We start from the raw sequence: 15059 nt of genomic DNA, 5'->3' as shown, positions 1-15059 counted from the left end.
TCATTGACTATTCAGTCAGTCAAATATTATAGGATGCGGCGAAGATCAAGAGGTCACCATGAAAACCATTCTTATGGCAGTGGCGTTTGGCAGCATTTTCGCCCTGTCGTCCTGCAGCAGTGAAGAGCCTCCGGCCGAAAAGCCGCTGCGTCTCGTCGATGTGGTCACGGCCACGAAAAAACCCGTCGATCGCGGCAGTGTCATCACCGGCGAGGTGAGGGCGCGTGTTCAGACGGACCTGTCCTTCCGGGTGAGCGGCAAGATCACCGAGCGGCTGGTGGATGTGGGCGCGCGGGTAAAGACCGGACAATTGCTCGCCCGCATCGATCCCGAGGAGCAGAAGGCGGATATCGACGTTGCTCTCGCCAACCTGCAATCCGCCGAAGCGCAGATGACGCAGGCGCAGCTGGCATTCGACCGCCAGCAAAGTCTTTTCAAGACGCAGGTGACCTCACGCTCGGCAGTCGACAAGGCGCAGGAAACCCTGCTCACCACGCAAGGGGCGGTAAGATCGGCGCAGGCGCAGCTGGACACGGCGCGCGACGCACTGTCCTACACCGAGCTGCGCGCCGATGCGGATGGCGTGATCACGGCGCGCAACGTCGAAGTCGGTCAGGTGGCGCAGGCGGCCCAGCTTGTCTTCACGCTTGCACATGACGGGCCGCGCGATGCGGTTTTCGATGTCTACGAATCCCTGTTCCTTGAGCGTGACATCGACAACCTCGTCAATGTCAGCCTCCTGTCGGATCCCGCCCGCAGCGTCGATGCGCCGGTGCGGGAGGTTTCCCCGACGATTGATCCGGACAATGGAACGATCAGGGTCAAGGTCGGCCTGAATGGTGATCTGACCATGCCGCTCGGCGCGCCGGTCTCGGGTCATTTCCGCTTCAAGCAGGTCGATGCGATCGAGCTTCCCTGGTCGGCAATGGCGTCGCAGAACGGTCTTCCAGCCGTCTGGGTGGTTGATCCGCAATCCTCGGAAATCGCGATGCGCCGGATCGAGGTCGCCGATTACGAGACGGGTCAATTCGTCGTCGCGGAAGGGCTTCTTCCCGGTGATCTCGTCGTGACCGGCGGGACCAAATTTCTCCGCACCGGTGAAAAGGTCGCCTATGAAAAGGGGCAGGCACAATAATGTTCAGGATAAACAGAAGCTTGTTTTTGCTGCTTCCAGCGCTCGCGCTCGCGGCCTGCCGGGAAAAGCAGGAGGCGCCAGCCGAGGCGCCGCGCCCGGTGCTCTCCGTCGTGGTTGAGGAGAAGCCGGCCGATGCGCTGCGCCTCACCGGCACGGTGGAATCACGCATTCAGACCGATCTCGGCTTTCGTGTTCTTGGCAGGATCATCGCTCGTAACGTCGATGTCGCCGATCTGGTCAAAAAAGGCGATGTGGTGGCGTCGATTGATCCGCTCGCGCTCGAACTTTCGGTGAAAAGCGCACAATCCGATCTTTCCAATGCCGAAGCGCAGCTTGCGAATGCGGTAACGACCGAACAACGCCAGCGCGTGCTGGCCGAGGCGCGCAGCGGCACGGAAGCGGCATTGGAAGAGGCCGAACAGGCCACGCGAACCGCCAATGCCGCCGTCGCCAAGGCCCGCGCAAATCTGGACAAGGCCGAAGAACAGCTGGGTTATGCGCAACTTCGTGCGGAATTCGATGGCGTGGTGACGGCAACCTCAGGCGAAATCGGCCAGGTCGTCTCGGCCGGCCAGACTGTCGTGACCATCGCCCGCCCGGAAGTGCGCGATGTGGTGGTCGATGTTCCGCAATTTGCGGCCCAGCGACTGGAAATCGGATCGGCCTTCGCGATTGCGTTGCAGCTCGACCCTAAAATACACACAACCGGCGTGGTGCGCGAGATTGCCCCGGAAGCCGAAACGGCGACGCGGACGCGCCGCACGAAAATCAGCCTGCAGGATGTGCCGCCGGCGTTCCGGCTCGGATCCGTCGTCACGGCCTCGGCGCTTGCCGCCTCCGAGCCGCAGATCATGCTTCCCTCTTCTGCCCTGCTGAAAACCGATGGCGGATGGGGTGTCTGGATCGTCAACGCCGATACCGCCACAGTAACGTTGCGCCCCGTCACATTGGAGGGCGAGCCTGCCGAGGGCAGCAGCGTGCGCATCACCGGTGGCGTCAAGCCAGGCGAACGCGTCGCGAGCGCCGGCGTCCACAAGCTTAGGGATGGACAGGCCATCAGGATCGATCAGGAGGTCCATCAGTGAAGAAATTCAATCTCTCCGACTGGGCGCTCGAACACCGTTCGCTCGTCTGGTACTTCATGCTGGTCTTCGTTCTTGCCGGCGTTTTCTCCTATCTCAACCTCGGACGTGAGGAAGACCCGAATTTCACCATCAAGACGATGGTGATCAGCGCCCAATGGCCCGGCGCCTCCGCCGAAGAGGTTGCCCGGCAGGTGACGGACAGGATCGAGAAGAAGCTCGAGGAACTCGACAATCTCGACCATCTGCGCAGCCAGACTGTGGCTGGCCGTACCACGATCTTCGTGGAGCTTGTCCCTGAAACCAAGGCGCGCAACGTTGAGCCCACCTGGGTGCGGGTGCGCAACATGATCGCCGACATCAAGGGTGATTTTCCCTCGGGCGTCGTCGGCCCCTTCTTCAACGATCGTTTCGGCGACGTCTATGGCAATATCTATGCCTTCACCAGCGATGGTCTGAGCCAGCGGCAATTGCGCGATCTGGTGGAGGATGCCCGTGCCAAGGTTCTGACCGTCGAGAATATCGGCAAGGTCGATGTCATCGGCGCGCAGGACGAGGCGATCTATCTGGAGTTTTCCACGCGGCAGATCGCAGCGCTTGGCATCGACCAGCAATCGATCATCAAGACGCTGCAATCCCAGAATGCCGTTACCCAGTCCGGTTTCGTCAATGCCGGGCCGGAGCGTGTGGCGCTGCGCGTCAGCGGCCAGTTCACCTCGGAAGACAGCCTTCGCGCCATCAACCTGCGCGTCAACAACCGGTTTTTCCCGCTGACGGAAGTGGCGACGATCCGGCGCGGTTATGTCGATCCGCCGTCCTCGCTGTTCCGTTTTAACGGCCAGCCGGCCATCGGCCTTGCGATTGGCATGAAAATCGGTGCGAACCTCCTGCATTTCGGCGAGGCGCTGGATGCGCAGATGAAGCGCATCGTGGCGGATCTGCCAATCGGTGTCGATGTGCATCGCGTGTCCGATCAGCCCGCCGTGGTCGATGAGGCGGTCTCCGGCTTCACCTCGGCGCTCTTCGAGGCGATCGCCATCGTTCTCGTCATCAGCTTCATCAGCCTTGGTCTCAGGGCCGGCATGGTGGTTGCCGTCTCCATTCCGCTCGTGCTGGCAATTACCTTCGTCTACATGGAATGTCAACGGCGGAGTAAAAACCGGCCATGGGGCGGAGCAAAAGTCGGCCACTATGGCGCCGGCCTGAGACGGCCGGGAGGGCGTAGCCCGAGCGGGGGTCTTAGGCCGGCGCGGCGATTTTTTGAGGGGAGTTTTAGCAGGCCTTTCGGGCGCGACTTTGAGCGAGACGATAGCTTTCGCCGTTCATCTCGAGGATGTTGACGTGGTGGGTGATGCGATCGAGCAGTGCGCCGGTGAGACGTTCGGACCCCAGTGTTTCCGTCCATTCGTCGAAAGGCAGATTGCTGGTGATCAGGGTGGCACCACGCTCGTAGCGTTGCGAGATCAGCTCGAACAGCAATTCCGCCCCGGTCTTTGATAGTGGCACAAATCCCAGCTCATCGATGATCAGCAGCTTGTAGGCGGCCATCTGCTTCTGGAACCGGAGCAGACGCCGCTCGTCACGCGCCTCCATCATCTCGCTGACCAGGGCCGCCGCCGTGGTGAAGCCGACGGACAGGCCCTTCTGGCAGGCGGCCAGGCCGAGACCGAGTGCGACATGCGTCTTTCCCGTGCCGCTCGGGCCCAGCGCAATGACGTTCTCGCGGCGCTCGATCCATTCGCAACGGGAAAGCTCTAGCACCTGCATCTTGTTCAGCTTGGGGATGGCTGTGAAGTCGAAGCTGTCGAGGCTTTTGACGACCGGGAACTTGGCCGCCTTGATCCGACGTTCGACCTTGCGGCGGTCCCGCTCGATCATCTCCCGTTCAGCAAGCCGGAACAGGTAGCCGACATGATCGACGCCTTCGGTGGCGCATAGCCGGGCCAGCTTCTGGTGCTCGCGCTGGAAGGTCGGCAGCTTGAGGGTTTTGAGATAGTGGCCAAGCAGGATCTCTGGCGCGTCGCTGCTCATGCCGCTTCTCCCGCATCAGATGACAGGAGGCGCATATACGCCTTTGCTGACGTCTTCTCGACAGTCGCCGTCGGCAGGTAGGGATAGATCGCCAGATCCAACCGCGGCGGCCGGCGCTCGACCCGGCACAGGATCAGATGCTTGACCGCATCGAAGCCGATCGCGCCGAGCTGTATCGCCTGCTTCACCGCTGCATGTAGATCGGCAAGGTCGAAGCTTTCCAGCAGGCGCAGAACCTGCACGTATTCTCGCCGCCCATGTTTGGCCATGCGGCCTTCCATCAGCCGGCGCAGCGTCGCGAACTCGTCTGGCAGATCCCAGCCCTGCAATGGAGCCGCCTGATCCAGAGAATTGATCTTCCGCTCGATCAGCGGCAGGTAATGGACGGGATCGAAGACGACGTCTTCCCGTTCCCAGCATCGCGGATGACGCGCGATGATCTCGCCGCGGCAGCCGATCACCACCTGATCGACATAGCCCCGGACCCAGACGTCCTGATGGCCGTAGGCGACCGGTACGGAATAGTCGTTCGTCTTGTAGCGCACCAGCGACTGGGCTGTCACAACAGCGCTGGCCTGGTCGCAGGCATCAAACGGCGACGCCGGCAAGGGACGCATGGCCGCAAGATCGCGCTGCAGCCGTTCGCCAATCGTCTCGCTCTCGCCCCGCAGCTTGTCGCGCTGGCGTTTGCGGCACTGCTCTTCCAGAAAAGCATTGAACGCATCCCATGTCGCAAACCGCGGGATCGGCACCATGAAGTTGCGTCGGGCATATCCGACAAGACCCTCGACATTCCCCTTGTCGTTGCCCTTTCCCGGCCGCCCATAGCGATCCCGGATCAGGTAGTGGGACAGGAAGCCGCTGAACAGCGCTGCCCGCTTGCGTGTGCCGTCGGGCAGGATCTTTGCGACAAGGCAACGGTCGTTGTCATAGACGATCGACTGCGGCACGGCCCCGAAGAACGCAAAGGCGTGGACATGACCATCCACCCAGGCTTCGGCCACTGCCGCCGGATAGGCACGCACATAACATCCGTCGCTATGAGGAAGATCCAGCACAAAGAAGCGAGCTTTCTGCTCGACGCCGCCGATCACCACCGTCGCCTCGCCGAAATCGGCCTGCGCATGGCCCGGTGGATGCGACAGCGGCACAAACACCTCCTGGCGGCGTTGATCCCGCTCGCGCATATAATCCTTGATGATCGTGTAGCCGCCGGTGAAGCCGCACTCGTCACGAAGCCGGTCGAACACCCGTTTGGCAGTATGCCGCTGCTTGCGCGGCATCACCATGTCAGCTTCCAGCCACTGCTCGATCGTCGAAACGAATGCATCCAGCTTCGGACGCCGGATCGGCGAACGTCGCTGATAGCCGGGCGGTGTCGAATACGACAGCATCTTGGCCACGCTGTCGCGCGATACGTTGAAATGCTTTGCTGCCTGACGCTGCGTCATCCCTTCGGAAACAGCCAGGCGAACCCTCAAATAAAGTTCCACGGTGTAGATCCCCTGTCCCTCCTGCGATCATTGCAGAAAGGAAATAGGTGGCCGGATTTTACTCCGCCCGCGGACGGACTATTCCGCCGCTACCGTGGCCGACTTTTCCACCGCCGCTCTCATGGAATACACCGGCATCTCGCTGCAACGCATCTCGCTTGGCGCTCTCATCATCGCACTCGGGCTTCTCGTCGATGATGCCATGATCGCGGTCGAGATGATGGTGGCGCGGCTTGAGGTCGGCGACGACCTCAGGAAAGCGGCGACCTATGTTTATACCTCAACCGCCTTCCCGATGCTGACGGGCACACTGGTCACCGTCGCCGGCTTTATCCCCGTCGGCCTCAACAACAGCGCGGCGGGCGAATTCACATTCACCCTCTTCGTGGTGATCGCCGTTTCGCTCATCGTATCGTGGATTGTCGCGGTCCTGTTCACACCTCTTCTCGGCGTGACGATCCTGCCGAAGACGATGAAATCGCATCATGAGAAGAAGGGCCGTTTTGCCTCGGCCTTTTCCTGGCTTCTCGGCCGGGCGCTGCGCTGGCGCTGGGTGACGATCATCCTCACCATTGCCCTGTTCGGTCTCTCCGTCGGCGGCATGAGCCTTGTGCAGCAGCAGTTCTTTCCCTCATCCGACCGCGTGGAGCTGATCGTCGACTGGAACCTGCCGCAGAACAGCTCGATTGCCGAAACCAACCGGCAGATGGCGCAGTTCGAGCAGGAGATGCTGGTCAAGAATCCTGATGTCGACCATTGGACAACCTATGTCGGCGAAGGCGCGCCGCGTTTCATCCTGTCCTTCGACGTGCAGACGCCGGATGTCACTTTCGGCCAGACGGTTATCGTCACCAAGGGGCTGGATGTGCGCGACAAGGTCCGTGCCGAGTTGCAGGACTATCTGAACAAGACCTTTATCGGCACCGACGCCTTCGTGAAGTTGCTCGATATCGGCCCGCCGGTTGGAAAACCCGTGCAATATCGCCTGAGCGGTCCTGATATCCAGCATGTCCGCGAACTCGGGCAGCAACTGTCGGGCATCGTCGGCGAACACCGGCTGCTGTCCAACATGGTCATGGACTGGAACGAGCCGACGCGCGTGGTCAAGGTGGATGTGTTGCAGGACAAGGCCCGTCAGCTCGGCGTCTCGTCGGAAGATATCGCCAATGCCATGAACAGCATCGTGGAGGGTTCCACCGTCACGCAGGTCAGGGACGACATCTACCTTGTCAATGTGGTGGCGCGGGCGCAGCTGGCGGAACGCGGCTCCATCGAGACATTGCAGAACCTGCAATTGCCTGCCACGAACGGCAAGGCCGTGCCGCTCTCGGCCATCGCCAATTTCCGCTACGAGCTGGAGCAGCCGACCATCTGGCGTCGTGACAGGATCCCGACGATCACGGTCAAGGCTGCCATTATCGGTCCAACGCAGCCGGCAACGATCGTGGAGCAGCTGAAACCGAAGATCGAGGCGTTCCAGAAAACGCTTCCCGTCGGCTACACGCTGGAGACGGGCGGCTCGGTGGAATCCAGCGCGGATTCGCAGGCGCCGATCGTTGCTGTCGTGCCCATGATGCTGTTTGCGATGGCGACCATCCTGATGATCCAGCTGCAAAGCTTCAGCCGGCTGTTCCTGGTCTTCGCCGTGGCCCCCACGGCCTTGATCGGGGTCGTTGTGGCGCTGCTCTTCTCCAATGCGCCGATGGGCTTCGTCGCCATTCTGGGCGTGCTGGCGCTGATCGGCATCCTCATCCGCAACTCGGTTATTCTTGTCGTGCAGATCGAGCATCTGAGAAGCGAAGGGGTCTCGGCCTGGCGCGCCGTGATTGAGGCGACCGAGCACCGCATGCGGCCGATCATGCTGACGGCGGCGGCAGCGACACTTGCCCTCATCCCCATATCGCGGGAGATTTTCTGGGGTCCGATGGCCTATGCGATGATGGGCGGCATTGTGGTCGGCACGGCGCTGACGCTGCTCTTCCTCCCTGCGCTTTACGTCGCGTGGTTCCGTATTCCGCGTGAGGACGACCAGTCGGAGGCAGACGAAGTCAAGGCATGATACGGGCGACGGATACCACACCCTTGCGGTCGCGAGGGTGTGGTGGTGGGGAGCAGTGCCTTCACCTTAAATTCCCGTAAATATGCCTGCCATCGTTGTTCCTTCTGTGCCGATAGTGTTAGGAAGATCGACTTGGCTTTGGGATCAGCGCCGTTCCTCAAACGGCGGCGTCTCCCATGGGTAAGGACAGATCACGGGTGCCGGAGGGTTGAAAGATGGGCGGGTTGTCGGATTGGCTTGCGGATGCACAGCCGATCAATCGCAAGAATGCCGCAGAAGCGGTGTTTGAGGATATCCGTTCCGCCATCACCTCAGGCCAGCTTGCGGTCGGAACCCGGCTACCGTCCGAAGCCCATCTCGCGACAAGATATGGTGTCAGCCGGCCGATCGTGCGCGAGGCGCTGCGATCTCTCCAGACGCTCGGGCTGACGCAGACCCGCACCGGAAGCGGTACCTATGTCATGACGGGAACGCCGCCGTCCGAACTGAATTATGGAGCCTATTCCGCCCGCGACCTGATCGAGGCTCGTCCCTTCATCGAGGTGCCTGCTGCCGGTTGGGCGGCGCTGCGACGCACGAAAGCCCAGCTCGAAGTCTTGCTGGAGCTATGTGACCGGATGGAAGCTGAAGAGAGGCCGCACCCCTGGGTGTTGCTGGACGGGCAATTCCATTGCGCCATCGCGGAAGCTTCGGCCAACGGACTGTTCGCCAAGGTGGTGGCGGATGCCCGCGAGGCCGTATCCCAGCAATCCGAGATGGTGAACCTGATGGCAGGCCGTCGCGTCGCCTCGAATTACGAGCACCGCCGGATCGTCGAGGCAATCCGGCGGGGTTCCGCGCCTGAGGCGCGGGAGGCGATGGAGCTTCACCTGGGGCAGGTGAAGCAGGTGGTGACGACCATCATTGGAGAAGATCGGGTTCGCCAGCCGTAAGTGCCGGCAGGTTGGCGAGGTGCCGGGGGCTCAGTGCCCGCTGCAGTTCCTCAGCCGTCAGATGGCCGCGTTCCAGAACCACCTGCGGCACGGTGCGGCCGCTGGCGAGCGCTTCTTTCGCCACTTCCGTAGCCGCATAATAACCGATCAACGGATTGAGCGCGGTCGCGAGGCCGATCGATTCCTCCACGCGCTGCGCCATGATGGCGGGATTGGCCACGATGCCGTCGACGCAACGTTCCGCCAGTGTCCGGCAGGCGGCGCTCAGCTGGCTGATGCTCTGGGAAAGGGCGCGCACGATGATCGGCTCGAAAGCATTGAGCTGAAGCTGCCCGGCCTCGGCGGCCATGGTGATGGTGATATCGTTGCCGATCACCGCATAGGCCACCTGATTGACCACTTCGGGGATGACCGGATTGATCTTGCCCGGCATGATGCTGGAGCCTGCCTGCACGGAGGGCAGGGTAATTTCGCCGATGCCGGCGCGCGGGCCGGAAGAGAGCAGGCGAAGGTCGTTGCAGGTTTTCGACAGCTTGACGGCGACGCGTTTCAGCACGCCGGAAAGATGGACAAATGCGCCCGGATCCTGCGTCGCCTCGATCAGGTCAGCCGCAGTCACTAGAGGACGTCCGGTCAGCTGCGCCAGATGCTGGCAGGCAAGCGCCGCATAACCGCGCGGAGCGTTCAGGCCGGTGCCGATGGCGGTGGCACCAAGATTGATCTCATGCAGCAGTGCTGCGGATTCGATGAGACGCGCCTGATCTTCGCCGATCATCACCACGAAGGTGTGGAATTCCTGGCCGAGCGTCATCGGCACGGCGTCCTGCAGCTGCGTACGCCCGATCTTGATGAAGCCGGAAAATTCCTGTGCCTTGCGGTCGAAGGCGTCTTTCAGCACGCCCATGGAGGCCGCGAGGTCATCGATCGCTTCGATCAGCCCCACATTGATCGCGGTCGGATAGGCGTCGTTGGTCGATTGGCTGAGATTGACGTGGTCGTTGGGGTGAAGGCGGGCATAATCGCCCTTCTGGTGGCCAAGTAGTTCCAGCGCGCGGTTGGCGATGACCTCGTTGGCATTCATGTTGGTGGAAGTGCCGGCTCCGCCCTGAATTTCATCCACCACGAATTGCTCATGCAGCGCCCCGGCGCGGATTTCGCGGCAGGCAGCGGCGATGGCTTCCATCCGTTCCCCATCAAGCAGGCCGAGTTCGTGATTTGCGCGTGCGGCGGCTTCCTTCACATAGGCCAACCCCCTGATGAGATAGGGGTTGTGGCCGATCGTCACGCCGGTGATCTTGAAGTTCTCCACCGCGCGTGCCGTGTGCACACCCCAATAAACATCTGCCGGAATTTCCTTCGTCCCGAGCAAATCATGCTCCCTGCGCGTCACGCTCACTTTTTCCTCCAATGGCTCAAAGCGTTATCTGTATCTGTAAAGCTGTCTTACAGATTTTTCGACCTTAGTCCCTGGTCTTGAGAAGGTCAATAATGATTGCATCCCCTTGACGAGCGGCATTCTGTCCGATTATGAGGGGCGAAAATCTGTCATGCAGCTTTACAGCGTGCATGGGAATGCTGGCCATATTTCCAGCGAGGGCTGTGCCAGTTCCATTTTTGATTTCCGGCGTATCGCCGACTGAAAAGCAAATTCATCGGGAGGAGAAATATCAATGCAATCCGTGAAAAAGGTGCCCGCCGAACGAGAGGTTTTTGCCGAGGAAGACCTCGGCTATCACAAGGCTCTCAAACCGCGCCAGATCCAGATGATCGCCATCGGCGGCGCCATCGGTACCGGCCTCTTCCTCGGCGCGGGCGGGCGATTGGCGCAGGCAGGCCCCGCACTGGTGTTTGTTTATGCGCTCTGCGGCTTCTTCGCGTTTCTCGTGCTGCGCGCGCTTGGCGAACTTATCATGCACCGCCCGAGTTCCGGTTCCTTCGTCTCCTATGCCCGTGAGTTCTACGGCGAGAAAATGGCCTTTGCCGCCGGCTGGATGTACTGGCTGAACTGGGCAATGACGTCAGTGGCGGATGTGACCGCCGTTGCCCTCTACATGAATTTCTTCAAGCAATTTGTTCCGTGGCTCGCCGGTATCGACCAGTGGGTCTTCGCAATGACGGCGCTTCTGGTCGTGCTGGCGATGAACATGCTGTCGGTGAAGGTCTTCGGCGAGCTTGAATTCTGGTTCAGCCTGATCAAGGTTCTGGCGCTCGCCATTTTCCTGGTCGTCGGCATTTATTTCGTTATCTTCGGCACGCCCATCGAAGGCCATGTCACCGGCTTCAGCATCATTACCGATAGTGGCGGCTTCTTCCCGAACGGCATTCTTCCGGCCTTCGTTATCATTCAGGGCGTGGTGTTCGCTTATGCCTCAATCGAGCTGATCGGTACGGCTGCTGGCGAAACTGAAGACCCGCGCAAGGTCATGCCCCGTGCCATCCGCGCCGTGGTCCTGCGTCTCGTGGTGTTTTATGTCGGCTCGGTGCTGCTGTTCACGCTGCTTCTACCCTATACCGCCTATAAGGCGGGTGAGAGCCCCTTCGTTACCTTCTTCGGTTCCATTGGCGTCCAGGGTGCGGATGTGATCATGAACCTCGTGGTTCTGACCGCCGTCTTGTCCTCCCTTAATGCCGGTCTTTATTCCACCGGCCGTATTCTTCACTCCATGGCCGTTTCGGGCTCGGCGCCGGCAGCACTTGCGAAGATGAACAAGGCCGGCGTGCCCTATGGCGGCATCGCAGTGACCGCTGTCGTCACCGTTCTCGGTGTCGCGCTGAATGCCGTCGTGCCTGCTGCAGCCTTCGAGATCGCGCTCAACCTCTCGGCGCTCGGCATCATCTGCGCCTGGGCCGTCATCGTGCTCTGCCAGTTGAAGCTCTGGCAGCTTTCCCGGCGCGGCGAGCTGGTGCGTCCGGATTTCCGCATGTTCGGCGCGCCTTATACGGGCATCCTCACGCTCATCTTCCTGTTCGGCGTGCTGGTGCTGATGGCATTTGACTATCCCATCGGCTCGTGGACCATCGCGTCGCTGCTGGTCATCATCCCTGCGCTGGTCATCGGCTGGTATCTGCTGCGCGACCGTATCCACCGTCTGGCCGGCGAACGCGCAGGTGCGGGAGCATCGCATTGAGCGGGCAGGGTGAAGCGCCGCTGGTGGCGGTCATCGCCACCGGTGGCACCATTGCCAGCAGGCGCGGCGCCGATGGCGTAAGCACGCCCAGCCTTTCGGGTGAAGACCTGCTTTCACTGGTTCCGCAGATCACCGCCCGGCTGAAGCCGGTCGATCTGATGGCGAAGGATTCGTCCAGCCTGACATTGGCCGACATGCAGCGCATCAGCGACGCGGTGGGTGTGGAACTCAGCGATCCCACCGTCGCGGGCGTCGTCGTCCTGCATGGGACCGACGCGATGGAAGAATCCTCGCTGCTCGTGCACCTGCAGCACGCCATCACCAAGCCGGTTGTCTTCACCGGCGCGCAGTTTACCGCCGATCATCCGGATGCGGACGGCCCATCCAATCTGGCCAAGGCCATAGAAACCGCGCTTGATCAGACGAATGCCGGGCGCGGCGTGCTCCTGTCCTTCGGTGGCAGATGTCTGCCGGCATGGGGGCTTTACAAGCTGAGCGCGGATTCAGCGGATGCGTTCCGCTCCGCACGGCCGGCGGCCCCTGCCGCAACACTGAACCTTGCCGCTTCCGTCGCCGGTCTGCGGGTCGATATCGTTGCCATTTATCCCGGTTGCGATGCCGCCCATATCGAGGCGAGCCTGCAGGCGGGCGCTGATGGATTAGTGCTCGCCGCACTTGGTTCCGGCAACGCCAATCCCGGCATTGCAGTTGCCGTGAAGCGCTGTGCCGAGCGCGGCGTTCCCGTTGTCGTCTCCAGCCGTGTGCCGGAAGGGCTGCTGGTGGCGAGTTACGGCGGCGGCGGCGGCGGGCATGACCTTGTCGCGGCGGGCGCCGTGCATTCGTCTACCCTTCGGCCTGGGCAAGCCCGTATTCTGCTGGCGGCGTTGCTGGCTAATAAAAGCCCCGCGGAAACCATTGTTTCCGCCTTCGGTGAGTCGCTTTCTCACTAGGAATCGGCTGAGATGCCCGCGTCTGCGGGCATCGAAATTCCTATAGGATTCCTATTTTATTCCATCCGCCGCCGTCTCGAACCTTTATGCGGTTCGGGTGCATTCTTCTGTGCGGGAAGGGATGGTGTTCCCTTCTCAAGCCAGAAAGAATGAAAAGCGACGTCCCACATGACGGCGCTTTTCTTCCTGTCCGGCTCCTCGGTTAAAAAGGGAGTCCCATCAATGATGGACGTTATTCTGATTGGCGCGGCCACGGTGTTTTTCGCACTCTGCTTTGCCTATACGCGCGCCTGCGACCGGCTTTAGGCGGAGGCTGCGATGATATTCGACTATGTTTTGAGCGGTGCCGTCACCGTCTTTGTCGCCGCCTATCTCACCTATGCTCTCATTCGCCCCGAACGCTTCTGATCGGGAAGCGGCCGTTTGAGCGGCGGAGAGAAAACGGAATCGGATCCGCCGCTCTCTCTTTCTGTCCGAGCATCGGATTTTCCGAAAACCGCATGACACTTTTCGGTCCGATGCTTTATTGAAAGTTCAATACCATGACCCTCAATGGATGGTTTCAGATCCTGCTTTTCTGCGGGATCGTTGTCGCGCTGGTGAAGCCTCTCGGCTTCTATATGACGCGTGTCTTTAGTGGCGAACGCACCCTGCTTTCGCCGGTTCTCGCACCCGTCGAGCGCGGCCTTTATGCCCTTGCCGGGACGAGTGGGCGCGAAGAACAGCACTGGACGACCTATGCGTTTTCCATGCTCCTCTTCAACCTTTTCGGTTTTGTCCTGCTTTATGTCCTGATGCGTTTTCAGGCCGCTCTGCCATATAATCCGGAAGGAATGGCGGCAGTCGGGCCGGAACTCTCCTTCAACACGGCAGTCAGCTTCGTCACCAATACCAACTGGCAGAACTATGGCGGCGAAAGCACCATGTCCTATCTCACCCAGATGGCTGGCCTCACCGTACAGAACTTTGTGTCCGCCGCGACGGGCATGGCGATTGCAATCGGGCTTATCCGCGCCTTCGCACGCGCTTCCGGCAAGGCGATCGGCAATTTCTGGGTGGATATGGTCCGTGCGACGCTCTACGTGCTTCTGCCCGTCTGCATCGTGCTCACCCTCGTTTACGTCTGGCTCGGCGTGCCGCAGACACTGGGTGGTTACGTCTTCGCGCAGACCCTGGAAGGGGCGCGGCAGACGATTGCGGTCGGCCCCGTGGCGTCGCAGCTGGCGATCAAGATGCTCGGCACCAATGGCGGTGGTTTCTTCAACGCCAATTCCGCGCATCCGTTCGAGAACCCGGACGCCATTTCCAACATGATCCAGATGGTGTCGATCTTCGCGATCGGCGCGGCCTTTACCAACGTTTTTGGCCGTATGGTCGGCAACGCCCGTCAGGGCTGGGCGATCCTCGCCGCCATGGGCGTTCTGTTCATCGCCGGGGTCGCGGTTACCTATTGGGCGGAAGCGGCCGGAAATCCGCTGATGCACAGCTTTGGTCTCGCTGGCGGCAACATGGAGGGCAAGGAAGCTCGCTTCGGCGTGGCACTCTCGTCGCTCTTTGCGGTCATCACCACGGCGGCGTCCTGCGGCGCGGTCAACGCCATGCATGGCAGCTTCACGGCGCTCGGCGGCCTCATTCCGCTCATCAACATGCAGCTTGGCGAAGTGATCGTCGGCGGTGTCGGTGCGGGTTTTTACGGAATTCTCATGTTCATCATCATCGCCATCTTCGTGGCGGGCCTGATGGTCGGGCGCACGCCGGAATATCTCGGCAAGAAGATCGAGGCGAAGGAAATGAAGATGGCGGTTCTGGCCATTCTCTGCCTGCCGCTCGCCATGCTGGTCTTCACCGCCACCGCCACCATCCTGCCCTCGGCGGTTGCGTCGATCGGCACGGCGGGGCCGCACGGATTTTCCGAAATCCTCTATGCCTATACATCGGCGGCGGCCAATAACGGTTCGGCCTTTGGCGGGCTCACGGGCAATACGACTTGGTACAACATCACGCTTGGTCTTGGCATGCTGATGGGGCGTTTTCTGGTGATCATTCCCGCACTGGCGATTGCCGGTTCGCTGATCGCCAAGAAGACCGTCCCAGCATCGGCCGGCACCTTCCCAACCGATGGTCCGCTCTTCGTCGGTTTGCTCGTCGGCACGATCCTGATCGTCGGCGGCCTCACCTTCCTGCCAGCTTTGGCGCTCGGTCCTGTCGTGGAACATCTCGTTATGGCCGCCGGTCAGGTTTTTTGAGGT

General features: G+C 61.0%; 12 protein-coding genes and 1 pseudogene. 10 read left to right on the top strand and 3 right to left on the bottom strand.

From position 1 onward, the window contains the following. Positions 1–58: 58 nt before the first annotated feature. The 3 genes and pseudogenes from JZY08_RS19395 to JZY08_RS19385 form a co-directional block, all read left to right on the top strand. Positions 59–1135 (top strand): efflux RND transporter periplasmic adaptor subunit, encoded by a 1077-nt coding sequence (locus tag JZY08_RS19395; RefSeq protein ID WP_003497765.1) that lies wholly within the window; start codon positions 59–61, stop codon positions 1133–1135. Next, positions 1135–2220, top strand: coding sequence for an efflux RND transporter periplasmic adaptor subunit (locus tag JZY08_RS19390; protein ID WP_216333222.1), 1086 nt, complete (start codon positions 1135–1137; stop codon positions 2218–2220). The genes JZY08_RS19395 and JZY08_RS19390 overlap by 1 nt, the downstream gene beginning before the upstream one ends. After that, positions 2217–3356: pseudogene (locus JZY08_RS19385) on the top strand (efflux RND transporter permease subunit); the annotation flags it as partial. The gene JZY08_RS19390 and the pseudogene JZY08_RS19385, both read left to right, overlap by 4 nt. 133 nt (positions 3357–3489) lie before the next feature. On the opposite strand, the gene istB reads toward JZY08_RS19385, so the two are convergent. Next, positions 3490–4248, bottom strand: coding sequence for an IS21-like element helper ATPase IstB (gene istB / locus JZY08_RS19380; protein ID WP_035226016.1), 759 nt, complete (start codon positions 4246–4248; stop codon positions 3490–3492). Continuing rightward, complete coding sequence (gene istA, locus JZY08_RS19375; RefSeq protein ID WP_035226019.1) at positions 4245–5741, bottom strand: IS21 family transposase; 1497 nt, start codon at positions 5739–5741, stop codon at positions 4245–4247. The genes istB and istA overlap by 4 nt, the downstream gene beginning before the upstream one ends. Positions 5742–5835: 94 nt before the next feature. On the opposite strand from istA, the gene JZY08_RS19370 reads away from it, so the two are divergent. Together JZY08_RS19370 and JZY08_RS19365 are read left to right on the top strand one after the other, a co-directional pair. Then, on the top strand, positions 5836–7800 hold the full coding sequence (locus tag JZY08_RS19370; protein ID WP_367303914.1) for an efflux RND transporter permease subunit: 1965 nt from the start codon (positions 5836–5838) through the stop codon (positions 7798–7800). 215 nt (positions 7801–8015) lie between these two features. Next, positions 8016–8732: a FadR/GntR family transcriptional regulator gene (locus JZY08_RS19365; protein ID WP_216333220.1), complete on the top strand. Its 717-nt coding sequence runs from the start codon at positions 8016–8018 to the stop codon at positions 8730–8732. On the opposite strand, the gene JZY08_RS19360 is transcribed toward JZY08_RS19365, so the two are convergent. Beyond that, the gene (locus tag JZY08_RS19360) at positions 8701–10128 is read right to left on the bottom strand and encodes an aspartate ammonia-lyase (protein WP_253204150.1); all 1428 of its coding nucleotides are present in this window, start codon (positions 10126–10128) and stop codon (positions 8701–8703) included. The genes JZY08_RS19365 and JZY08_RS19360 overlap by 32 nt on opposite strands. Before the next feature lie 274 nt (positions 10129–10402). Between JZY08_RS19360 and JZY08_RS19355 the strand changes: the two genes are divergently transcribed. The 5 genes from JZY08_RS19355 to kdpA all read left to right on the top strand — a co-directional run bounded on the left by JZY08_RS19355 (position 10403) and on the right by kdpA (position 15056). Further along, positions 10403–11860, top strand: coding sequence for an amino acid permease (locus JZY08_RS19355; protein WP_216333216.1), 1458 nt, complete (start codon positions 10403–10405; stop codon positions 11858–11860). Then, the gene (locus tag JZY08_RS19350) at positions 11857–12810 is read left to right on the top strand and encodes an asparaginase (RefSeq protein WP_216333214.1); all 954 of its coding nucleotides are present in this window, start codon (positions 11857–11859) and stop codon (positions 12808–12810) included. Before JZY08_RS19355 ends, JZY08_RS19350 begins: the two co-directional genes overlap by 4 nt. 168 nt (positions 12811–12978) lie before the next feature. Beyond that, on the top strand, positions 12979–13116 hold the full coding sequence (locus JZY08_RS19345; RefSeq protein WP_003497749.1) for a hypothetical protein: 138 nt from the start codon (positions 12979–12981) through the stop codon (positions 13114–13116). Positions 13117–13128: 12 nt separating this feature from the next. Further along, entirely contained in the window at positions 13129–13218 is a 90-nt protein-coding gene (gene kdpF, locus JZY08_RS19340) for a K(+)-transporting ATPase subunit F (RefSeq protein WP_006313429.1), read from the top strand. Positions 13219–13352: 134 nt separating this feature from the next. After that, entirely contained in the window at positions 13353–15056 is a 1704-nt protein-coding gene (gene kdpA, locus JZY08_RS19335) for a potassium-transporting ATPase subunit KdpA (protein WP_216333213.1), read from the top strand. Positions 15057–15059 lie beyond the last annotated feature (3 nt).

The sequence above is a fragment of the Rhizobium sp. X9 genome, assembly GCF_018873185.1.
Classification (GTDB): Bacteria; Pseudomonadota; Alphaproteobacteria; order Rhizobiales; family Rhizobiaceae; genus Agrobacterium; species Agrobacterium oryzihabitans.
Note: the sequence above shows the minus strand (reverse complement) of the source record. Positions and strands in the feature narration are given on the sequence as shown.

Coding starts and splice junctions, on each gene's coding strand:
- JZY08_RS19390 (WP_216333222.1), top strand. CDS start 1,135: ATGTTCAGGATAAACAGAAGCTTGTTTTTGCTGCTTCCAGCGCTCGCG.
- JZY08_RS19355 (WP_216333216.1), top strand. CDS start 10,403: ATGCAATCCGTGAAAAAGGTGCCCGCCGAACGAGAGGTTTTTGCCGAG.
- kdpF (WP_006313429.1), top strand. CDS start 13,129: ATGATATTCGACTATGTTTTGAGCGGTGCCGTCACCGTCTTTGTCGCC.
- kdpA (WP_216333213.1), top strand. CDS start 13,353: ATGACCCTCAATGGATGGTTTCAGATCCTGCTTTTCTGCGGGATCGTT.
- JZY08_RS19345 (WP_003497749.1), top strand. CDS start 12,979: ATGACGGCGCTTTTCTTCCTGTCCGGCTCCTCGGTTAAAAAGGGAGTC.
- JZY08_RS19395 (WP_003497765.1), top strand. CDS start 59: ATGAAAACCATTCTTATGGCAGTGGCGTTTGGCAGCATTTTCGCCCTG.
- JZY08_RS19365 (WP_216333220.1), top strand. CDS start 8,016: ATGGGCGGGTTGTCGGATTGGCTTGCGGATGCACAGCCGATCAATCGC.
- istB (WP_035226016.1), bottom strand. CDS start 4,248: ATGAGCAGCGACGCGCCAGAGATCCTGCTTGGCCACTATCTCAAAACC.